Origin of the sequence: Bradyrhizobium sp. 170 (assembly GCF_023101085.1) — a bacterium.
Taxonomy (GTDB): domain Bacteria; phylum Pseudomonadota; class Alphaproteobacteria; order Rhizobiales; family Xanthobacteraceae; genus Bradyrhizobium.
On sequence record NZ_CP064703.1, the window covers coordinates 4,900,641 to 4,920,761 of the forward strand.

The window sequence follows — 20,121 nt, forward strand, 5'->3', positions numbered from 1 at the left end:
CAAGCGGCGTTGGAGATGTCGTCAGCGAATGGCGCGACCGGTCGTCGGGGCTGGCGTGGCCGTCTCGGCCGTCCGTGTCGTCCGCGGCGTCAGGACGCTCAGCTGATGCGCAGTGGCTGCGGAGGTCAGCGCCGGCGACTGCTCCGTGACCTCAGCGGCGCCCAGCACGCTGACCTGCGCCGCCGATATCGGCAGCCCCTTCGTTTCATAGGCCGGCAGCTCCGCCGCAAAACCGGCAGTGGCGCCCACAATCGAGAGTACGGCGGCGGCTGCGATGGATAGGTAAGTCTTCTGCACTTCAATTCTCCGGGGTAGGATTCGAAGCAACAGACTACACCCTTTTTGTTGCAATGCGATATCACGATATTGCATTGCAACAATGCAGTTCCCCGCACTCAATTAATGGTGAGAGCCCAACCGGTTAGCAGCAGGGCCTGCCGAACAGGAGAAAAGCATGCAAGTCGCGGTCGTCGGTGCTGGAGCGGTCGGATGCTACTATGGAGGACTGCTGCTGCGGGCCGGACATGACGTGACGTTCGTCGGCAGGCAGCCGCATGTCGACGCCATCAACGCCCATGGCCTGCTGCTGGACACCAAGACTTTCAACGGCCATCTGCCCGCCAAAGCCGCGACCGACGCAAGCGCCCTCGCCTCGCCCGACCTGGTGCTGGTTTGCGTGAAGTCGGCCGATACCGAGCAAGCCGGCCGGTCGCTCGCCGGACGCTTGCTGCCGGAAACATCCGTCCTCAGCCTGCAGAACGGCGTCGACAATGCGCCGCGTCTTGCCGCCGTCACCGGCCACGCCGTCATTCCCGTGGTGGTCTATGTCGGCAGCGAGATGGCCGGGCCCGGCCATGTCAGGCATCACGGCGGCGGCGACCTCGCCATCGGCGCCTCCGCCACGAGCGAGGCGCTGGCGCAAACGCTTCAGGCCGCCGGCATCGGCATCACGATCGCCGACGACATCGACAAGACGCTGTGGAGCAAGCTGATCATCAACTGCGCCTTCAACGCGCTTTCCGCCGTGGCCGGCATTTCCTACGGCCCGATGCTGGAAGTCGAAGGCACCCGGAATGTCGTCACGCGCGCGGTGCAGGAGGCGACAGCGGTCGCCCGCGCCTGCGGCGTATCGATCGGCGACGATCTCCTCGCGCATATCCTGAACATCCCGGCCATCATGCCGAACCAGATGTCGTCCACCGCGCAGGATCTTGCGCGCGGCAAGCCCAGCGAGATCGACTTTCTCAACGGCTATGTGGTGCGCAAGGGCGCCGAACTCGGCATTGCCACGCCGACCAATCACGCCCTGCAGGTGATGGTGAAGCTGGCGGAACGGGGCAAGGAGTTGTCACGGCGGTAGCCCGGATGAGCGTTAGCGACATCCGGGACCACGCCAACACCGCCCCGGATTTCGCTAACGCTCATCCGGGCTACAAGCGAGCGCCGCCTACGCGATCACTCGCTTCTCGAGGATCTTGCGAAAATCCGTTGCCAGGCTGCCGTAGTAGCCGGCCAACACTTCGTAAAAGCTCTGCTCGGCCTTGTCGGTTGCTTCCCGCGCCTGCTGTTCGCAGCGCGAGGCTTTCGTCTCGTACTTCTCCACCTTGGTCTTGAGCTCTGCCACCACCATCGTCGTTACTCCCCGCCACACACACGCCCAAGATGCTAGGCCGGCAAAGGTCGAAAAGATGGCCGGGTTGAGGAGATTTCGTAGCGCAGCCGTGAGCAAGTCGTGACTGATCGCGCAGAGCGCGCGCCTAGCGCGCCGGCACCGGCGCCGGCGGCCGCAACAAGCGTGACCGCGACGCGCCGGTCTTGGTCGCAGGCCTCGCCGCGACGCGCTTTCCGCTGTCGATGGATTCCAGATAGGACGTCAGCGCCCAGGCCGAGCTCGAGCCGCTGGAATAGTGTTTTTGCAGAAACAGATAGAGCGTGAGGTGAAAGCGGCCCTTGGCGAGGCCGCGCGGGCTGCGGTGACAGGATGCGCAACTTTCGGCGAACAGTTTTGGCGCCGGTTTGCCCTGATCGAGATTCTGCGCGACAGCCACCGATCCGCCCAGCGCGGCCATGACGGTAACAACAAGCAGACCGCAGCGCGCTTTCATTGGCGACATCAATTTTTCCGGTACACGGAGCGGATGAGCTGCCTCAGGCAACTCGGGGAAGAAGGCGGAAGATGGCAGGCGAAGCGCAATCTGCTGTCGAGGCGTGGCGAAAAGTGGGTGCGCTTCCGCCATCATTGCGCTCTAATCGCGGCATGGCGCAGTTCGTAGGATGGGTGGAGCGCAGCGATATCCATCCTACGCAGGCATCACCTCAATACGGCGGTTTCTTCTTTTCCCGCTGCGCCCTTGCCGCCTCCATCCACCACACGAGATCGTCCGCAAAGCGCGGGAACGCGTGTGACAGCGCCTTGCCGCCCTCGCCGGTCGGCTTGCCGTCTTCGGTCAGCGTCTGCGCGATCGGGCCTACGGCGATCGAGCTCGAAATCACCACCATGCCCATTTCCGAAAGCGTGCCGTGCCATGCGAGCGCGGCGCGCGCGCCGGAGATGCGGCCGGCCGAATAGCTCGCAATCGCAGCCGGGCGCCAGAACCATTCTTCGAGAAAATGGTCGGTGAGGTTTTTCAGCCCCGGCTGCATGCCCCAATTATATTCGCCGGTCACGAACACAAAGCCGTCAGCGGTGCGGATCTGCTCGGCCAGTTTTTCGAGCGCGGCCGGCGCGCCGCCTTTCGGATATTCCTTGTACATCCGGTCCAGCATCGGCAGGCCGATCGCCTTGGCGTCGATCAGTTCGACATCGTCGCCGCGGGCGGCAAGCCCCTCGACGACGAATTGCGCCAGCCGGATGCCCATGCGATCGGAACGGTAAGAGCCGTAAAAGACGAGAATGCGGTTGCCCATGACACCTGCACCTTAAGGCATTGGATGATGCACTCGAACCATGCGGGCAATTCCCATGCAAGGCCCGAGCCTGCCGGCCCGCGCTGAACATCGGGCTACACACTGAAATCGCCGCAACAAAAAAGCGGCCTTGCGGCCGCTTCGTTACAGTTGCGCGTCCGGCTCTACCAATAGCCGGGCCCGTCATAATAGGCGTAGGAATCAACGTACGGCGCGCCCGCGATCGCAGCCGCCGTTCCGACCGCTACGCCAGCCGCAAGCCCAACGGGCCCGGGACCGTAATGGACGCGAGGTCCGTAGTACACGCGAGGTCCGTAGTAAGGTCCGTAGTAGCTGTAGTCGTACCGGCTCGGCAGACGAACGCCATATCCGCCGCGCAGATAGTTGGAGTTCGGATAGTTGAACCCGATCATGCCGGGTTCCTGGGTCGCTTCCTGCGACATCGCAGGCGTCGCAAGCGCCGTCGCAAGGATCGCGGCCGCGCCAAGCATTGTCAGTTTCATCATCGCTCATTCTCCATTTGCATATGAAGAACGAACGGGCAAAGCGAGATGCTGGTTCCAGAGGTCGATTCACAGCGCCGTGATTTTCAGAGACGATTGCCTCTTACCGGCAAGAGAAAAGGCCGGCGGGCGTTACGCCACCGGCCTTCTCTTGCAACTGCCGGCTCGGGAGGTCCGGTTCCGCTGCGATTCCATGCCTAAAGTTTGACCACTACAGCATTAATAAAATCTTAATGACCGACTGTGAGGTGCATCACGGATGGGCAAAACCTTCTGGGGCTAGCTTCGTACCAATAAGAGTAGCTTCGCCTAAGCGCAGGAGGCCAACATGGCCCAGGTTTATTTCCACTGCTCGAATTCCCGGGAAGTCCGGATCGATCGATCCGGCGAAGCGGTCAGCGACCTCGCCGAGGCGCGCGAGCGCGCGGCCGGCATCGTCCGGTCGCTGATCATGGGCCGCGACGCGGAAGACTGGCGCGACTGGGTCGTGCATGTCAGTGACGATTTCGACGAAGAGATCTTCGTTCTGCCGTTCGCCTTCGTCCTCGGCAAACCGCACTGAGAGGTTGCCATGCTGCCGGCACGACCGCCCTTCATGCCGCTGCTCCGCCGCCTCGATGCGATCGTGGCGCGCTGCCACCGCCTGATCGAGCGCGCCCGCGACCCCTATCGTCCCGAGCGCCACTACATGCGCGGCCCCGGCCCGAAATGGCGCGCCAGGCATCGCGCTGACGTCGCAGGCGCAGCCGTCTAAGACCGCCGACCGAGCCGCCGACGCGGTCGGCGCCAGATCCGGAAAATCCCTTCCTTCGCGCATTCCTTGCGCTCCGGTTCCAGCACCGGAACCCACGGCCCCAACCTCTCCACGAGATCGCCTTGCTTTGGTCAAACCTCGCTGGCCGTGTGGTGGCTTGGACAAGGCTTTCTGGGCAGAGGGTTTTCCACGCCGCAAGCATGGCTCGCCGCCCGATGCGGGTGACATTGGACTGAGCAAGGGACCGCCAATGCAATCCACGCCAACGCTGAAAGACACCGATCCGCACGACGTCTTTGCGATCGAATCGCTGCTGCACGCGCATGCCGAAAAAGCGCCACCGCTGGCGCACGATCCGGCCGCCCCTCCGGCGGCGCCGCAAGTCCAAATCGCGGCGAAGCCGCAAATTCAAGTTACGCCGCCGATTTCGGCCGGCGCGCCGATTCCGCAGGTCGAACCGACGTTTCGGGCCCCGGACGCGCGCGATATCCAGCTTGAGAGTGTCAGGCCAAGCGAGATCAAGGTGGATGGTCTCAAGCCTCCCGGCGAACGGCCGATGTCCAAATGGGTGAAGCGCGTGGTCATGGCGCTGCTCGGCCTGTGCGGCGCGATGGCTGCCGCGGCCTGGCAGCATTATGGCGATCAGGCCAAGGCGGTGGCCGCCGAGTGGGCGCCACCCTTCGTGCTGGCGGCATTGCCTTCGGCAACCAGGCCTGCCGTCGCTGAGGAGCCGAGCGTGGCGCCGGCCACCGAATCCGCCGCGACAGAGCAGGCCGCTGCGCAACCGGCAGCAGCGACAACGGCAGCGCCGGCTCAGCCCGAACCAGCTGCCACTGCCGCCGCCGCTCCTTCTGCGGAATCGTCCCAGTTGCAATCGATGGCGCGGGATCTCGCCACGATGGGCCAGCAGGTCGAGGAGCTGAAAACCACCATCGCGCAGCTCAGGGCGAGCCAGGCCCAAATGGCGCGTGAACTTGCCAAAGCTTCAGAGGCCAGAGCGGCCGAAACCAGACCAGCCGAGCAGAACCTGCGGCCGAGGGTGTCGGCGCTGACGCCGCCTGCGCCGCGGCCGGCCGCCCCGCCACCCGCGCGCAAGCCGAAACCGGCCTATTCCTATTCGCCGTCCTATTCGCCCGCACCGATTGCGGCCGCTCCCGCAACGCCGCTCCGGCCGGCGCAGGCCGCCGCACCGTTACCGCCTCAGCAAACGATAGCCGATGACGGCGAGCCGGTGGTACGCCCGCCGATGCCGATGCGGTAGGTAGCTGCGTTCCCCGGATGCTGCGCGGCGCCAACAGCGCGTTCACGCGCGTCTTCGCTATGTTTGCGGCATGATGCGCTGCTGATCCGGGGGTCCATGTTAGAGATGGGTCCCGGCTCAGCAGAGCAGCGCTACCGGACGATCCTCCGCATCGCCTGGGCCGCACCGCGTCCGGGACAAGTGACCACGCCAATCGGCTAGCTCTGGTGCGGTCCCCGCATCATCTTCATGGCGTCCTCGATATGACGCCACTCCCTGGCTTCCTCGGCATCGCCCTTGCTCTCGCAAGCCAGCGCATTGTGTGCGGCTTGCGCGATCGCGGTGAGGCCGTGCTTCTCCATCATCTGGCGCGCAATCGTGTGGATCTGCATTTCCGACATCATGTCGCTCTCCCAGGGTTCCACCAGTCCACGCCGCATTTCGCTTCGTCGCGGCTTGCTCGTGAAACGGCCGAACCGAAAGTCTCGTTCCTCCCGCTGCGACAGATAATTTTCGGACGAGTTCAGGGATCGTGCGGTTCCACCTGCGGTCCCCGTAATATCCCGTCCGCAATCTCCCCGAATATCAAGTCGGTCTTTCGACTGGTATTTTTCAGCGTGAATCGCAATCGCGGGAGTCGGACATGGCAAGAGTCTATTTCCACTACTCCAATTCCGAGGGCGTATGCATCGACCGGCGCGGCACCGCCGTCGGAAACCTGGCCGAAGTGCGCGATCACGCCGCCCGCGTCGTGCAGTCGCTGATTACGGCGCAGGGTCCGGAAGACTGGCGCGACTGGACGCTGCATGTCAGCGACGATCTCAACGACGAAATCTTCGAGCTGCCGTTTTCCTCCATGCTCGGCAAGCTGCATTGAGAGGTCCGCCATGTTGGCCACGCAACCGCTTCTCCGACGCCTGGCAGAAATCGCGATCCGTTGGCACAGGCTGATCGATCTTGCCCGCAACCCCTACCGCCCCGAGCTGCACTACATGCGCGGCCCCGGCCCGAAATGGCACGCGAAGCATCAGGGCATTCAGTAGCCCTGTAGCCCGCGCTCCCGTAGGATGGGTAGAGCGAAGCGAAACCCATCACTCGCGGTCCACAAGCACGATGGGTATCGCTTCGCTCCACCCATCCTACAGATCTCCCAACTCCGGCGGCTCGAACCAGTTCGTCAGCGACAGGCCGCCGTCGATCACGATCGCGGCGCCCGTGACGTAGGCCGATATCCGGTTCGACAGCACCGCCAGCGCCAGCGGCGCAAGATCGCCGGCCTGCCCGAGCCGGCCGAGCGGAATGTGTCTTGCGAGCGCGGGATCGGCGACGAAGCCGCCGGCTGCGATCGCGCCGGGCACCAGTGCATTGACGCGGATGCCGAAGCGGCCAAACGTCTTGGCCAATTCCTTCACCAGCATCGAAAGCCCCGCCTTCGACGTCGAGTAGTGCGGCAGGTTGCGCGGCGTGCCGGCATGCAGCGAGGTCAGCAGCAGGAACGAGCCGGACTGTTTGTCGGCGATCAGCTTTCGCGCCAGTTCGCGCGAGAGATGGAATCCGGCTTCAAGATTCACCGCATGCATCTGCGCCCAGGTCTCGGTGCTGACGCCAAGCGCATGATCGGCTTCGCGCCGCGGCGGCGAGGCGCTGTGCACAAAATGCGTCACGCGTCCCAGGGCGGCGGCAGCGTCCGCCAGCAGCGCATCGCGCGCCGCGGCATCGGCGAGATCGCCGACCCAGGGCACCGCCAGTTCCGGCCGGGCCGAGGCCTTGATGGCCGCCGTCACCGTGTCCCGGTTCACGTCGGCAAACACCGTGCGCACACCCTCGCCGATCAGGGCTTGCGCGATCGCGCGGCCGATCCCGTTGCCCGCGCCGGTGACGAGCGCCGCCTCGCGCGTGGCATCGAATGGCGTACTCAGCAGGCTCATGTTCGCGTCTCCCATCGAAACAAATTTCAATACGCTCGCTCTTGCACCCCTACTCACCGCATGGCTGGCAGCATCTTGCGCTGTATCAATCGGCGCACCATCTGCACCGCTAGGTTGCTTCCACCTTGCTGGAAACCGTCCTAGTCTCCACTCTGTAACCGGTGGGCTCACCACCATGCAAACCCGCGTTCGAAAAGTCGCCCACGTTCTGGAACGCCTTGGGCTTGCCATGGCAGGCGCGGCGAGCGGGTTGTTTGTGGCGGCGCTGGTGGGAACGAGCCATTCCGCACTCACCAATCAGGCCTTCCTGCTCCTGATGATGATCGGCGGCGCCGTCGGCTTTTATCTCGGCATCGACACGCCGCCCCACCCCCTCACCGCATCGAAGGATGGCGCCTGGGTTGGCAAAATCGACACGCCGGAACTGCTCAGCGCGATCGGCACCTTCCTCGCGGCGTTCTCGGCGTTCGCCTGCGTCGGCGTGATCGTGCTGCGCCACGATCCGCATTTGGTATGGATATCGATGATCATGGCCGGATGGGTGGTCGGCGTCTCCATGCAGATCATCGCCGGCACGATCGCCCGCCTGCGCCGCTAGAGCATGATCCGGAAAAGTGGGTACCGGTTTTCCGAAGAGATCATGCTCAAATCAAAGAGATAGAGCGGGATGACGATTCGAAGAAAAGTCATCACGCTCGGCAGCAAGTAGCCCTGCATTCGCCGTCAGCTATCGTCCTCAAGTGTCAGCACCAGACCGGTCAGCGCCGCGCCGATGCCAAACATCAGGCCGTAGGTCGTGACCAGCATCACCGTGGTCTGAACAGGTGCACTGCTTTTGGCAACCAGGTCCCTGACGTGAAAAGCATCGATCAGGCCGAGCAACAGCACCAGCGACAGCCCAAGCGTCACGCCCATCAGGAAATGGGTAAGCACGGCATTGAAGAGTGACTTTTCCGGACGCATGGACGCCCTGCCTTCGGCATGATGCCAAGCCAACGCACGGCGAGGGAACTGGTTCCATCGAGAGACAGAATTCGTCCCTGCTGCGGGGCATCAGCGGCCCCGGCCGTTTGCAAAGCGTTAAGCAAACGCTGGCAACACTCCCCGGCATTTCCAAAAATTTTCCACAATCCTCTTTAGGAAGAAGAAGGCATTTCGCTTTCGAGAATGGAGAATTTCCCATGCGGTTAGGACAAGCGATCTTCTTCGGTTCGGCGGCCGCCCTCCTTACGCTGGCAGCGCCGACGCTCGCCAGAAATTCCAGCGCGCATTCGCATACGGCGAAAGCAACCGAGGCGCCTGCGGCCTCCTCCTGCCAGGCCTACCAGCAGGCGGCCGACGGTTCGTGGGCGCAACTGCCCTGTCGGGAGACGGGCGCCAAGGCGCCGGCCCAGCCCCGCTCCGCCGCAAAGGGCGCGACCGAAGAAACGCAGTGACACAGTCCGTAGGGCGGGCAAAGGAGCGTTAGCGACGTGCCCACCATCAAGCATTCCGCTCATGATGGTGGGCACGCTTCGCTTTGCCAACCCTACGGACTGCGAACTGATTTGCTTCGCACGCAAGCGCAATCTTGATGCACAACTGCGACAGATCAACACGACGGGCAAATCACCAAAAGTCTGTCGAGTCCCTTTTGCAAAAATATTCCGCTTCCGCCGCAGGCCAAATCAGCCGCATAACTCCGCCCGTCTCACCCGATTGAGGGGCGTTGGCCATCGTCACGAACGTGCGGTGAGATGCGATGGACGCGAGAGCTGCGACTGACGTGTGTGGCTCGAGCGTACGGCGAAGTCGTGTGGTCCTGACGCCGCGGTGCTGGCGTCAAGTTCTTTGAGAAGCAAGCTTCTTGAGGAGCGACGGTGGCAAAAGAGCCGTTCACCGGGGAGAGCTCGCTATAAGCCGTAAAGCCATTGCGCAGGGAAGGCCGGAGTGTTCCCGCTGCCCTGTATGCTCGTGTGCAGTTTTGTTTGCGCAAATCGCACGCGAGACCGCGGGTGCAGCAAGCACCCGGTCTTCCCTGCGCCCTCTAAACTCTGGAGGGACACAAGAAGATGCAAACCTCGGGCACAACGTGCCGCGAGATAGCGGACGCACGTTCGGTGTCATCGTCCGCCTTGTGCGCAATTGCGCACTGGGGCGGACGATCCAGTATTCAGAGACAGCAGTGATTGAATCGAGAAGCCGCAGCGTACTGGATGCCCCGCCTTCGCGGGGCATGACGGTCGTGTGGCGCTTCAATAATTCATCGTCATTGCGAGCCAACGGGTTGGCTCGCAATGACGATGAGGATCGCCTCTGCCTACGCGGCGGTCCTGCCCAGCCAATCATCAAAACGCGTCGGCATGATCCGCGCGCCGTCGTCCGGCACCAGCGTGCGCAACGCGAGCGGCGCGCCGAAATACGGCACGTCGGCCCCCGCCACGATCCGGCTGGTGTCGCCCTGCTTGCGGAGCCAGCGGCCGACGAAGTCCGCAAGCGGCGCCGCTTCGGGACCTGCGACCTCGCGTATGCCATTGGCGGGCTCGCCGAGGGTCACGTCGGCGAGAGCAGCGGCGACATCGTCGGAAAGCAACGGCTGCATCAACTGGCTGGAAACATGAACCGCGCCATCCCTCCGCCCGGAATCCGCGATCCCGCCAACGAATTCGAAGAACTGGGTGGCGCGCAGGATCGTATAAGCCAGGCCGGAATTCGCGATCAGCCGCTCCTGTGCCAGCTTGGCACGGAAATAGCCGCTGCTCTCGAGCCGGTCGGTGCCGACGATCGACAGCGCGACGCAATGCCGTACACCGGCCTGCTTCGCAGCCGCGATCAGGTTGCGCGTCCCCGTCTCGAAGAAGTTCAGCACCGCCTTGTCCTCGAACGAGGGCGAATTCGACACGTCGACGACGATGTCGGCGCCCGCAAGCGCTCCTTGCAGGCCCTCCCCGGTCACGGCGTTGACGCCCCTGCTCGGCGACGCCTGCAGCACCTCATGGCCGCGCGACCGGAGCAACGGGGCCAATTTCGAGCCGATAAGGCCCGTGCCGCCGATGATAACGATCTTCATTACCTCGCTCCTCTCCCTGAAGCCGCGGCAACCCCGCGCTGCATCCAAGACGCACGGCAAGGCGCCGGTGTGACAAGCCCCACTGTAAACCCCGGATTAAGTTGCACCACCTATACTGGTGGCCCGAACGCCCCGCACCAGCGCAAATGGCCTAAAATCCCATGAAAATCGGCACCCTCCTCACCGCTGCCATTGTCTCGCTTTCCGCCGTCGGTGGCGGCCTCGCCGTCTATGTGGCAGTTTCAAAATATCAGACCATGGAAAAGGTCTCGGTCGCGCAGAGCCGGCTGGAGGTGGTGCGCGCAGTCGGCGACATCCCGCGCTATATGAATTCCGAGCGCGGTTTTGCCACCAACATCCTCTATGGGCCGCCTGCAGTCGATCCGGCGGTGCGGAAGGAACTCAACGAAAAACTCCGCAAGAACACCGACGGCGCGCGCGACAAGATGAATGCGATCCGCAAGAACCTGTCCGGCGGGCTCGACGATGCCGCGGCGATCGGCCCCGGCATGGACGATCTGAATCTGAAATTCAACGCATTGCGCGAGGCCATGGACAAGGCGATCGACGGCCCGGCCGAAGCGCGCAAGGACGCCGCCAGAAAAATCGTCGCCGACAATGCCGTGTTCAACGCCGCGGTCACCAAGCTGCTCGACGAGCAGGTGCGCCGCATGGCGCAGCTTGACGGCGATGCCTACCGGCAGGCTGTCTATGCCAACATCACCTGGAACCTGCGCGACGTCGGCGGTTACAACGCCAGCATCCATAAAAACCTCGTCGGCGCCAAGCGCGCCGCCACCGAAGCCGAAAAGATGGAGTTCAGCCGCTCGCAGGGCCGCGCCGATCAGATCCTGATGTCGTTGCAGGAACTGCGCGGCAACCCGGCGACGCCGGCCAATGTGGCGGCCGCGCTGGAAAAGATGAACGAAGCCTATGTCGGCCGTTTCGGTAACGAGTTGAAGCTCGTCAAGGACGGCGCCGCTTCAGGCAAATACGAGCACGATGTCGACTTCTTCTACGCAGAATCCCAGAAGGGCCTCGGCGCCGTGGTCGATCTGCGCAACGCCTTCTACGACAACGCCGAGCACATCCTCGGCACCAACTATTCCTCCGCGCGCTTCAGCTTCCTGCTTGCGCTCGCGGGTCTGATTACGGTTGTCACCGCCAGCGCTGCGCTGGTGGTGATGGTGCGCCGCCGCGTCTGCGGGCCGATCGTCGACCTCACCGCCACCATGTCGCGGCTGGCCAGCGGCGACGTCTCAGGTGAAATCGCCGGCGCCGAGCGCGGCGACGAGATCGGCGCGATGGCATCGGCGGTACGCGTCTTCAAGGACAGCATGGTCGAGGCGGAACGGCTCGCCGCCGAGAAGGCCGCCGAGAGCGACGGCAAGATGCGCCGCGCCCAGGTGCTCGACCAACTCACCCGCGTGTTCGAAGCCAAGGTCACCGAGCTCGTCGGCGGACTGTCGTCGGCATCGTCCATCATGGAAGACACTGCACAGTCGATGTCATCGACCGCAACCCTCACCAATCGTCAGGCGGCGATCGTCGCCGCCGCTTCCGAACAGACCTCCGCCAACGTGCAGACGGTGGCAAGCGCCACCGAGGAACTGGCCTCTTCGATCTCGGAAATCGGCCGCCAGGTCGCGCAATCGACCGAAATCGCCGCCCGCGCGGTCGACAATGCGCGGCGCACCGGCGACAGCGCCCGCTCGCTCGCCGAGGGCGCGCAGAAGATCGGCGACGTCGTGACGCTGATCCAGAGCATTGCCGCGCAGACCAACCTCCTGGCGCTGAACGCGACCATCGAAGCCGCGCGCGCCGGCGATGCCGGCCGCGGTTTTGCCGTCGTCGCCTCCGAAGTCAAATCGCTGGCCGGCCAGACCGCAAAGGCCACCACCGAAATCTCCGAGCAGATCGCCTCGATTCAGGCGGCGAGCGACCAGACCGTCACGGCGATTCAGAACGTCGCCAACGTGATCGCCGAGATCGACCAGATCGGCACCGCGATTGCGGCCGCGATCGAGGAACAGGGCTCCGCGACCAAGGAAATCTCGCGCAGCGTGCAGGAAGCTGCGCGCGGCACCCAGGAGGTCAATTCCAACATCACGGGCGTGCAGAAGGCCGCCGACGATACCGGCTCGGCCGCCAATCAGGTGCTCGGCGCGGCCGAGCAATTGTCCTCGCAGTCCAAGGATCTCGCCGGACAGGTCAACCGCTTCCTCTCGGAGGTGCGTGCGGCGTAAAGAGCATGATCCGGAAAAGTGGGCACCGGTTTTCCCTCGCGACAAACGCGGAACGCGTTTGCGCGGAGATCATGCTCAAATCAAAATCATCCCGTCAGTCGGCAAACCCGACATAACGCACGAAATCACCATTCGGCTCACGGTCCGATCGCACCGCATTGGCGGGAAAGCTGTCGTCGGGATAACCCAGGGCGACGCAGGTCATGATGACCTCGTCCTCGGGGATATTGGCGACCTCGCGCACGATGTGCTCTTGCGGGTCTGAACCAGCGTCTCGAAATCCATCCGTTGCATTCCGTCCGTCCGTTGCATTCCCATGGTCAATCCCTTTTGAAACAATAATCGAAGCGGTCGCCGTCCGCCGTAATCAGCCCGACGGTGGGCGCCGGGAAATGGACAGGCAGGATCAGCGTGTCGGTGCCGGCGACGGAAGCCAAGAACTTCCGCCGCGAGATCGACGACTGTTTCGGATCCCAGTCCGGCTTCGCCGACCATTCCGGCTCACGGCACTGGATGACGTGATGCATGAGATCGCCGGCCACCACCGCGCGCTTGCCCTTTGAGAAGATGTTGACGCAGCAGTGACAGGGCGAATGCCCCGGCGTCGGTGTCAGCGTAACGGTATCGTCGAGCGCGTAATCGTCGTCAACCAGAACGGCCTGTCCGGCCTCGACGATCGGCAGGCAATTGTCGCGAAAGACCGTCCCGGGCGGGTTGGCTCCCTCAGCATTCTCCGCCTCCCACGCCGCATATTCCCGCTTATGGAATATGTACTTGGCATTGGGAAACGTCGGCACCCAGCTCCCGTCGCGCAGCGTGGTGTTCCAGCCGGTATGGTCGATGTGCAGATGGGTGCAGAAGACGTAGTCGACCTCCTCGTAGGCGATGCCGAGCGCAAACAGCTCGTTGCGCCAGCGCTCCTTGCCGGGAAAATCGAACGGCGGCGGGTGCCCCTTGTCCTCGCCGGTGCAGGTATCGACCAGGATGGTGTAGCGCGGCGTGCGGACCACAAACGTCTGATAGGTGATCACCATCAGCCCCAGCGCCGTATCGAACACCTCGGGCTCCATGTCGGCCAGGTGATGCTTGAAGACGGCATCGTCATAAGCCGGGAAGAAATCCTGCGGCCGCCGCCACGGCCCCTCGCGCTCAATCACCGCGTCGATGGTGATGTCGCCGATCCTGAGCTGCTTCATCGTCGTTCGCTCCCCGTTTTTGCGCCAGCGTAACGGGCGAGTTCAGCACCGACAAGCCGCGCGCAAGTTGTAGCGCCATGCGTTTCGGCTTTTCCTGCCCTCCGCCGCAAATCGAACAGAAATGCCGCCTAGCGAATGCGTCGTCTGCGCGGGGCAAGCCTTGAACAAGAAACTCAAATATTCCGCGGCGGCGATCGTCGTCTTCGCCGCAGCCGTCTACATCAACAACACCAATCATCTCGCCACCCATCGGGAGGGCAACCCAGTCCTGCTCGCGCATCGCGGCATTGCCCAGCGCTTCGACGAACGCGAGCTGAAGAACGACACCTGCACCGCGGCGCGAATGCTGCCGTCCAGCCACCAGTATCTGGAGAACACGATCGAATCGATGCGGGCCGGTTTTGTGGCCGGGGCCGATATCGTCGAGCTCGACGTTCATCCCACCACCGATGGCGAATTCGCGGTGTTTCACGACTGGACGCTGGATTGCCGCACCGACGGGCGCGGCGTCGCGCGCGAACACTCCATGGTCTATTTGAAAAAGCTCGACATCGGCCATGGCTATACCGCCGATGGTGGCAAGACCTTTCCCTTTCGCGGCAAGGGCATCGGCCAGATGCCGACGCTCGCCGAGGTGCTGGCGGCCTTTCCGCAAGCGCGGCTGCTGATCAATGTGAAGAGCCGCGACCCGTCCGAGGGAGAGAAGCTCGCAGCCGTGCTGAACAAGCTGCCCGCCGAACGCCGGGCCCAGATCATGGTCTATGGCGGCGACGAGCCGATCGAGATCGTGCGCCAGCGCGCGAGCGACATCAGGACGATCTCGCGTGGCGCGATCAAGCGCTGCCTGCTCGGTTACATCGGCTACGGCTGGAGCGGCATCGTGCCGGGAGCCTGCCACAACGCGATGGTACTGGTTCCAGTCAATGCGGCGCCCTGGCTATGGGGCTGGCCCGACCGTTTCCTGAACCGCATGAAATCCGCCAACAGCGAGGTATTCGTGCTCGGCCCATACCGCGGCGGCGAGTTCTCGACCGGCATCGATACGCCTGAGCAGCTTGCACGTCTGCCGCAAAACTATTCCGGCGGCATCTGGACCAACGAGATCGAGGCGATCGCTCCGCTGACACGCAAGTAGTTCGTAGCCCGGATGAAGCGAAGCGCAATCCGGGAACAGTTCAACGGAGAGAGTGTCCCGGATTGCGCTTCGCTTCATCCGGGCTACGACTTCAGCTCCGTAACCCCGGCGCTTCCTGCCCGGTGCGCGCGACATATTGGGTGTAGCCGCCGCCAAACTGGTGGATGCCCTCCGGCGTCAACTCGAGCAAGCGATTGGAGAGCGCGGCCAGAAAATGCCGGTCATGGGAGACGAACAACATGGTGCCCTCGAATTCGGAAAGCGCGTTGATCAGCATTTCCTTGGTCGCGAGGTCCAGATGGTTGGTCGGCTCGTCCAGCACCAGAAAATTCGGCGGATCATAGAGCATTTTTGCCATCACCAGCCGCGCCTTCTCGCCGCCTGAGAGCACGCGGCATTTTTTCTCGACATCATCGCCGGAGAAGCCGAAGCAGCCCGCCAGTGCGCGCAGCGAGCCTTGCCCTGCCTGCGGGAAGGAATCTTCCAGCGACTGGAACACCGTGCGCTCACCGTCGAGCAGATCCATGGCATGTTGGGCGAAGTAGCCCATCTTGACGCTGCCGCCGATCGCCACCGTGCCGTCGTCGGGCTCGGTCGAGCCGGCCACCAGCTTCAACAGCGTTGACTTGCCGGCGCCATTGACGCCCATCACGCACCACCGCTCCCTGCGGCGGATCATGAAGTCGAGCCCCTGATAGATGCTACGGCTGCCATAGCCCTTGTGGACGTTCTTCAGGCTGACGACATCCTCGCCCGAGCGCGGCGCCGGCATGAATTCGAACGCCACCGTCTGGCGGCGCTTCGGCGGCTCGACGCGCTCGATCTTGTCGAGCTTCTTAACCCGGCTCTGCACCTGCGCCGCGTGCGAGGCGCGCGCCTTGAAGCGCTCGATGAATTTGATTTCCTTGGCCAGCATCGCCTGCTGGCGCTCGAACTGGGCTTGTTGTTGCTTTTCGTTCAGCGCGCGCTGCTGTTCATAGAATTCGTAGTTGCCGGAATAGGTCGAAAGCGTGCCGCCGTCGATCTCGACCACCTTGTTGATGATGCGGTTGATGAACTCGCGGTCATGCGATGTCATCAACAGTGCACCCTCGTATCCCTTCAAAAACTGTTCCAGCCAGATCAGGCTTTCCAGGTCGAGATGGTTGCTCGGCTCGTCCAGCAGCATCACGTCGGGCCGCATCAGAAGAATGCGCGCCAGCGCCACCCGCATCTTCCAGCCGCCTGACAGCGCGCCGACGTCGCCTTCCATCATTTCCTGGCTGAAGCCGAGGCCCGCCAGCGCCTCGCGCGCGCGGCCATCGAGGGCATAGCCGTCGAGCTCCTCAAAACGGTGCTGCACCTCGCCATAGCGCGCGATGATGTCTTCCATCTCGTCGGCACGATCAGGATCGGCCATCGCGGCCTCGAGTTCCCGGAGCTCGCCCGCCACGACGCTCACGGGCCCCGCTCCGTCCATGACCTCGGCCACGGCGCTGCGGCCCGACATCTCGCCGACGTCCTGGCTGAAATAGCCAATAGTAATGCCACGATCGAGCGAGACCTGGCCCTCGTCGGGCGGTTCCTGACCCGAAATCATCCGGAAAAGCGTGGTTTTGCCGGCCCCGTTCGGCCCGACAAGGCCGATCTTCTCGCCCTTCTGGAGGGCCGCGGAAGCTTCGATGAAGAGGATCTGGTGGCCGACTTGCTTGCTGACGTTATCGAGACGGATCATTGGGGCCTGAAGTGAGGAAATCGCTGCGGCCCGCTGCTTAGGACATCTGGCGCGCTGGTGGAAGCGGTTCCGAACAGCACCATTCGGACCGATCGTTCTACCGGTAGGCGTGGGCTACCATACCCGCAACTTCAGCTCACGATGCAGAAGCGATCGCGGCAAACCTTTTGGCGTCGCGAACCGATCAGAGGAAACCTCGTTACTCCGTCATCTCCACTTGAAGGACGGAGTAGTTCCATGAGCGCAACAGGTCTCGAAGTATTCGACAGGACGCTCCAGATCACCAACACGTGGTTGGACGAAATGATGGCAACGCTGCCGCGCGATCGGAAGCTGGCATGGCATGTATTGGGCACTGTGCTGCGAACTATTCGCGACCGGGTTCCGGTTAATCTCGCCGCACATCTTGGCGCGCAGCTCCCGCTGTTGGTGCGCGGCACCTACTATGACCAATGGCGGCCGAGTGAAACGCCGAAGGCATGGCGATCGGCAGATGAATTTCTCTCGATCGTCGCTGCAGAACTGAGTTCCGTGAAACCGGTCGGGGCCGATGATGCGGCGCGAGCGGTGTTTCGGGTTCTGAACCACCATGTAGATCCTCATCAGGTCGAGAAGGTCCGACACGCGCTTCCCGAAGAGGTCCAAAAGTTGTGGCCCGCCGATAATCAGGTTTCCTCGGCCGCCTGATGCGGCATGTGACCGCGGTTCCGCAAATCGAGAAGAACCCTCGTGTTCACCGCGCGTTGTCTTGCTGCAAGCAACAACGGAGCTGACCATGACCAAGCCTCCGCCTGTGCCGCCGGACAACCAAAGCCACAAGGGCCCCGGTGATCGCAAGTCCGGTAATGCCCACGAGGTCCAAAAGCGCCGCGGCCAGGTTGAAAATCCCGAGCAGCAGGGCAATACCGCGCAGAACACCACCCATCAGGGCTATCAGCAGGATCGCTAGTCAGGAGCGAGCACGATGTCGACTTCGAAAAAGACGCCGGCCAGCATCCGCCAAGGCGGCCCCGGCGCATCGCATGAGAATGCCAAGGCGCCGCTTCGCGTCAACAAGCCACCGGCCGATGATCCACAACGCCGGCACAGCAAAGTGTCTGGCGGCGGCGGCGAACACGACAGCCATCATACTCATCATCCCGAAAGGAAGGGCGGAGGGACCCATCCAGCTTCGAGGGACGCATCATGACCACTAAGCATGTGAAACTGAACAGGCCGACCAACGTCGATCTCGCCCGCAACCCGCTGATTGGCGGATCGAAGGGCGTGACGATGGCGGGAGTCTCGCCGGACGAGTTGGAGGAGTTCGAAGGCGCCAACACCTTCGAAGGCGACATCGAGAACGATACCAATCCACAGGGCGGCATCGATAAGGCAGAGGTTCGTGACAGGCGCCGCGGCCCGCCGCAAGACGATCGGGATAGCGGCCCCCGAAAAATGGCGCTGCAGGGAAAGAAGACGCACGAGCAGCAACTGCGCATTCTCGAAAGGAAGCCTGATGTTCCCGATGCGAGGCAGATCGAGGAGGAAATCGCACGCAGGCAGCACGACGGCGGCGCAAAGACTGCGAAGCGTGGTGGACGCCAATCGGAATTTCCGGTGAGCCGCGGCGGTCTCAACCAGGAAAGCCAGCACAACAAGCACAACCATCCAGGGCAGTCAGGCCATAAGCCTCAAAAGCCATAGGGATTAGAAATCATGACACGTGGAGCACATGGAGACGGCAAGCATCTCGGGCCTGGAGCGAAAGGCAAAGGCGCGGGAACCGGCGGCATGACTGACGTTCAGAACGACCTGATCGGCGACAACATGGTGCTTTCCAACCGCGACAAAACCGAGCATTCCCGCGATCGAGGTCAAGACAGCAAGTGGACCCAAACCGAACAGTTGAAAGATCACGCCGCCAACAAGGGCCGCGGATAAAAGGACGCCGTTACAAATGGATCACGCCGCGTCGCGCGGCATGTGCCACGGCGTCGGTGCGGCCGGTGGCGTCGAGCTTGTCGAGCAACGATCCGACGTGGAATTTGGCCGTGTGAACGGATATTCCAAGCTGTCTCGCAATGGCCTTGTTCGATGCGCCTTCGGCCATCAGCACCAGCACGTCGCGTTCGCGCGGCGTTAGCTCGATGTCAGCCGGCTCAGGAGCAGATTGAGCCTCACGCGACACGAGCGCGACCGCGGCTGCCTCCCCCGCTGTCGCCAGGCGGATGCCGCTAACGCCGCCGAGCAGCGACGCTAGCCGGTCCGCCAGCGCAGGATCGGAAATCTCGATGGCGACGACAACGACCGGTGCAACCTCCTCGCTCACGCGTCCGCCCTTTCGCCGATCGTGAGCTTGATCCGCACCGGTTCGCCGCCGCGCCGAATCTCGACGTCAACGACCGAGCCGACGCTGTCCGGCCCGAGCGCTCTTAACAACGAACGCACGCCGGAGAGCTTCTCGTCGTTCCAGCCGACGATAATATCGCCTTGCCGGATGCCGGCGGCGGCCGAGGGGCCCGATCTATCGACACTCATCACCATCGCGCCAACGCCATCGTCGAGCTTGACGGGCTGCAACCCAACCCCGAGATAGCCCCGCGCGATCCGGCCATGGGTTTCTAGTCTTCCTGCGACCCGGCCGATCGTCGCGCTCGGAATGACAAGAACACGTCGCACCCCCTGGACAGCCATGCCAATCGCTTCGCCCGAGGCGGTGAGCGCGAGGCCCCCCTCGTGGCTGGGTCGCAGCCGCAGGCCGAGTTCGATCCGGGAGTCGATCTCGCCGCCGCGAAGGCTGCGCCAGCGGTCGCCAATCAGCGATACCGCACCCAGCGCCGCGGTGGGAACGCCGTGCTCGGCGGCGACCACGACCGACAGCGAGCCGAGATCCGGAACGACAGGTGAAAGCACGACCGGCGCAATATTCTGCGTATCAAATCGCAACAGCGCGATGTCGGTCGTGTGATCGCGTCCCGCGATACTGGCCGGCCGCGTCGTTCCGTCGGCAAGCTTGACCGAGACTTCGCCCTCGTCGGCCAATGCCTCGTCGGCCGTCACGATCAGGCCGGGCTTCCAGACGAAGCCCGAGGCCCGCAAGCGGTGCGAATGCACCGAGACGATCGCGGGCTTTGTTCGGGCGACGAGCCCGGCAAGGGCGGACGAGAACAAGGAAAGGATGGCTGCGCTCGGGTCGGTCATGGCGGGAACTCCTGGATTGTTTGATCCAATCTGGGAGTTCTGATTGCGTTCGGGAACTAGCCTGATGGGGAGGCGCAATGCTTTTGACGTCGAGCGCATCACCACGGAACCAACATCGCGGTGACGTTCCGACTTCTCAGCTAACGCGTGTGATTGCGACGCCGAGCAATTTTCCGCACTAGTTATTAGAAGTTTTCTAAGAGCGACTCTAAGAACCTTTCCATTAGAGGAATCAACTTCGCTCGCGTTATGCGTCCCACTGGAGT

The 20,121-nt window shown here is 63.1% G+C and carries 28 protein-coding genes and 1 pseudogene; 15 read left to right on the top strand and 14 right to left on the bottom strand.

Features of this window, described 5'->3' with window-relative positions; genetic code table 11:
- Positions 1 to 21: 21 nt before the first annotated feature.
- Positions 22 to 297: a hypothetical protein gene (locus tag IVB05_RS22800; RefSeq protein WP_247778159.1), complete on the bottom strand. Its 276-nt coding sequence runs from the start codon at positions 295 to 297 to the stop codon at positions 22 to 24.
- A gap of 157 nt (positions 298 to 454) precedes the next feature.
- Between IVB05_RS22800 and IVB05_RS22805 the strand changes: the two genes are divergently transcribed.
- Entirely contained in the window at positions 455 to 1,360 is a 906-nt protein-coding gene (locus tag IVB05_RS22805; protein WP_247778160.1) for a 2-dehydropantoate 2-reductase, read from the top strand.
- An 87-nt stretch (positions 1,361 to 1,447) separates the two neighbouring features.
- On the opposite strand, the gene IVB05_RS22810 is transcribed toward IVB05_RS22805, so the two are convergent.
- From IVB05_RS22810 to IVB05_RS22825, 4 genes are all read right to left on the bottom strand, one after another.
- A complete protein-coding gene (locus tag IVB05_RS22810) occupies positions 1,448 to 1,630 on the bottom strand; it encodes a hypothetical protein (protein WP_214491290.1) in 183 nt (60 codons plus the stop codon).
- Between the two features lie 127 nt (positions 1,631 to 1,757).
- Positions 1,758 to 2,105 carry a hypothetical protein gene (locus IVB05_RS22815; protein WP_247786853.1) on the bottom strand — a complete coding sequence of 116 codons (348 nt, stop codon included), beginning with the start codon at positions 2,103 to 2,105 and terminating at the stop codon, positions 1,758 to 1,760.
- 211 nt (positions 2,106 to 2,316) lie between these two features.
- Positions 2,317 to 2,907 (bottom strand): NAD(P)H-dependent oxidoreductase, encoded by a 591-nt coding sequence (locus IVB05_RS22820; RefSeq protein WP_247778161.1) that lies wholly within the window; start codon positions 2,905 to 2,907, stop codon positions 2,317 to 2,319.
- A gap of 164 nt (positions 2,908 to 3,071) precedes the next feature.
- On the bottom strand, positions 3,072 to 3,413 hold the full coding sequence (locus tag IVB05_RS22825) for a hypothetical protein (protein WP_247778162.1): 342 nt from the start codon (positions 3,411 to 3,413) through the stop codon (positions 3,072 to 3,074).
- Between the two features lie 325 nt (positions 3,414 to 3,738).
- On the opposite strand from IVB05_RS22825, the gene IVB05_RS22830 reads away from it, so the two are divergent.
- The 3 genes from IVB05_RS22830 (at position 3,739) to IVB05_RS22840 (ending at position 5,425) form a co-directional block, all read left to right on the top strand.
- Entirely contained in the window at positions 3,739 to 3,972 is a 234-nt protein-coding gene (locus IVB05_RS22830; protein WP_247778163.1) for a hypothetical protein, read from the top strand.
- A gap of 9 nt (positions 3,973 to 3,981) precedes the next feature.
- A complete protein-coding gene (locus tag IVB05_RS22835) occupies positions 3,982 to 4,164 on the top strand; it encodes a hypothetical protein (RefSeq protein WP_247522192.1) in 183 nt (60 codons plus the stop codon).
- A 250-nt stretch (positions 4,165 to 4,414) separates the two neighbouring features.
- Positions 4,415 to 5,425, top strand: coding sequence for a hypothetical protein (locus IVB05_RS22840; protein WP_247778164.1), 1,011 nt, complete (start codon positions 4,415 to 4,417; stop codon positions 5,423 to 5,425).
- 197 nt (positions 5,426 to 5,622) lie between these two features.
- Here the strand turns inward: IVB05_RS22840 and IVB05_RS22845 are convergent, their stop codons facing one another.
- Complete coding sequence (locus tag IVB05_RS22845) at positions 5,623 to 5,808, bottom strand: hypothetical protein (RefSeq protein WP_247522190.1); 186 nt, start codon at positions 5,806 to 5,808, stop codon at positions 5,623 to 5,625.
- Between the two features lie 239 nt (positions 5,809 to 6,047).
- Between IVB05_RS22845 and IVB05_RS22850 the strand changes: the two genes are divergently transcribed.
- Both IVB05_RS22850 and IVB05_RS22855 read left to right on the top strand, forming a co-directional pair.
- Positions 6,048 to 6,281 (top strand): hypothetical protein, encoded by a 234-nt coding sequence (locus IVB05_RS22850; RefSeq protein WP_247778165.1) that lies wholly within the window; start codon positions 6,048 to 6,050, stop codon positions 6,279 to 6,281.
- Between the two features lie 10 nt (positions 6,282 to 6,291).
- Entirely contained in the window at positions 6,292 to 6,447 is a 156-nt protein-coding gene (locus IVB05_RS22855; protein ID WP_247778166.1) for a hypothetical protein, read from the top strand.
- A gap of 96 nt (positions 6,448 to 6,543) precedes the next feature.
- Here IVB05_RS22855 and IVB05_RS22860 read toward each other — a convergent pair whose 3' ends face one another.
- On the bottom strand, positions 6,544 to 7,332 hold the full coding sequence (locus tag IVB05_RS22860; protein WP_247778167.1) for an SDR family oxidoreductase: 789 nt from the start codon (positions 7,330 to 7,332) through the stop codon (positions 6,544 to 6,546).
- A gap of 175 nt (positions 7,333 to 7,507) precedes the next feature.
- Between IVB05_RS22860 and IVB05_RS22865 the strand changes: the two genes are divergently transcribed.
- Complete coding sequence (locus IVB05_RS22865) at positions 7,508 to 7,930, top strand: hypothetical protein (protein ID WP_247778168.1); 423 nt, start codon at positions 7,508 to 7,510, stop codon at positions 7,928 to 7,930.
- A gap of 125 nt (positions 7,931 to 8,055) precedes the next feature.
- Here IVB05_RS22865 and IVB05_RS22870 read toward each other — a convergent pair whose 3' ends face one another.
- Entirely contained in the window at positions 8,056 to 8,295 is a 240-nt protein-coding gene (locus IVB05_RS22870) for a hypothetical protein (RefSeq protein ID WP_247778169.1), read from the bottom strand.
- Between the two features lie 218 nt (positions 8,296 to 8,513).
- On the opposite strand from IVB05_RS22870, the gene IVB05_RS22875 reads away from it, so the two are divergent.
- Positions 8,514 to 8,768 carry a hypothetical protein gene (locus IVB05_RS22875; protein WP_247778170.1) on the top strand — a complete coding sequence of 85 codons (255 nt, stop codon included), beginning with the start codon at positions 8,514 to 8,516 and terminating at the stop codon, positions 8,766 to 8,768.
- An 863-nt stretch (positions 8,769 to 9,631) separates the two neighbouring features.
- Here the strand turns inward: IVB05_RS22875 and IVB05_RS22880 are convergent.
- Positions 9,632 to 10,381 (bottom strand): NAD(P)H-binding protein, encoded by a 750-nt coding sequence (locus IVB05_RS22880; protein ID WP_247778171.1) that lies wholly within the window; start codon positions 10,379 to 10,381, stop codon positions 9,632 to 9,634.
- A 161-nt stretch (positions 10,382 to 10,542) separates the two neighbouring features.
- Between IVB05_RS22880 and IVB05_RS22885 the strand changes: the two genes are divergently transcribed.
- Complete coding sequence (locus IVB05_RS22885; RefSeq protein WP_247778172.1) at positions 10,543 to 12,627, top strand: HAMP domain-containing methyl-accepting chemotaxis protein; 2,085 nt, start codon at positions 10,543 to 10,545, stop codon at positions 12,625 to 12,627.
- A gap of 94 nt (positions 12,628 to 12,721) precedes the next feature.
- Here IVB05_RS22885 and IVB05_RS22890 read toward each other — a convergent pair.
- Together IVB05_RS22890 and IVB05_RS22895 are read right to left on the bottom strand one after the other, a co-directional pair.
- A pseudogene (locus IVB05_RS22890) lies at positions 12,722 to 12,874 on the bottom strand (nitroreductase); the annotation flags it as partial.
- 73 nt (positions 12,875 to 12,947) lie between these two features.
- Positions 12,948 to 13,823: an MBL fold metallo-hydrolase gene (locus tag IVB05_RS22895; RefSeq protein WP_247778174.1), complete on the bottom strand. Its 876-nt coding sequence runs from the start codon at positions 13,821 to 13,823 to the stop codon at positions 12,948 to 12,950.
- A gap of 160 nt (positions 13,824 to 13,983) precedes the next feature.
- Between IVB05_RS22895 and IVB05_RS22900 the strand changes: the two genes are divergently transcribed.
- On the top strand, positions 13,984 to 14,958 hold the full coding sequence (locus IVB05_RS22900; RefSeq protein WP_247778175.1) for a glycerophosphodiester phosphodiesterase family protein: 975 nt from the start codon (positions 13,984 to 13,986) through the stop codon (positions 14,956 to 14,958).
- 91 nt (positions 14,959 to 15,049) lie between these two features.
- Here IVB05_RS22900 and IVB05_RS22905 read toward each other — a convergent pair whose 3' ends face one another.
- Complete coding sequence (locus IVB05_RS22905; RefSeq protein WP_247778176.1) at positions 15,050 to 16,672, bottom strand: ABC-F family ATP-binding cassette domain-containing protein; 1,623 nt, start codon at positions 16,670 to 16,672, stop codon at positions 15,050 to 15,052.
- Between the two features lie 237 nt (positions 16,673 to 16,909).
- On the opposite strand from IVB05_RS22905, the gene IVB05_RS22910 reads away from it, so the two are divergent.
- From IVB05_RS22910 to IVB05_RS22930, 5 genes are all read left to right on the top strand, one after another.
- Positions 16,910 to 17,359, top strand: a complete 450-nt coding sequence (locus IVB05_RS22910; RefSeq protein ID WP_247778177.1) for a DUF2267 domain-containing protein — start codon at positions 16,910 to 16,912, stop codon at positions 17,357 to 17,359.
- 88 nt (positions 17,360 to 17,447) lie between these two features.
- Entirely contained in the window at positions 17,448 to 17,621 is a 174-nt protein-coding gene (locus IVB05_RS22915; RefSeq protein WP_247778178.1) for a hypothetical protein, read from the top strand.
- Between the two features lie 15 nt (positions 17,622 to 17,636).
- Positions 17,637 to 17,861: a hypothetical protein gene (locus IVB05_RS22920; protein ID WP_247778179.1), complete on the top strand. Its 225-nt coding sequence runs from the start codon at positions 17,637 to 17,639 to the stop codon at positions 17,859 to 17,861.
- Positions 17,858 to 18,358, top strand: coding sequence for a hypothetical protein (locus IVB05_RS22925; protein WP_247778180.1), 501 nt, complete (start codon positions 17,858 to 17,860; stop codon positions 18,356 to 18,358). The genes IVB05_RS22920 and IVB05_RS22925 overlap by 4 nt, the downstream gene beginning before the upstream one ends.
- An 87-nt stretch (positions 18,359 to 18,445) precedes the next feature.
- Positions 18,446 to 18,595, top strand: coding sequence for a hypothetical protein (locus tag IVB05_RS22930; protein ID WP_247778181.1), 150 nt, complete (start codon positions 18,446 to 18,448; stop codon positions 18,593 to 18,595).
- A gap of 10 nt (positions 18,596 to 18,605) precedes the next feature.
- On the opposite strand, the gene IVB05_RS22935 is transcribed toward IVB05_RS22930, so the two are convergent.
- Entirely contained in the window at positions 18,606 to 18,983 is a 378-nt protein-coding gene (locus IVB05_RS22935) for a helix-turn-helix transcriptional regulator (RefSeq protein ID WP_247778182.1), read from the bottom strand.
- Positions 18,980 to 19,855: a S1C family serine protease gene (locus IVB05_RS22940; protein WP_247778183.1), complete on the bottom strand. Its 876-nt coding sequence runs from the start codon at positions 19,853 to 19,855 to the stop codon at positions 18,980 to 18,982. The genes IVB05_RS22935 and IVB05_RS22940 overlap by 4 nt, the downstream gene beginning before the upstream one ends.
- Positions 19,856 to 20,121 lie beyond the last annotated feature (266 nt).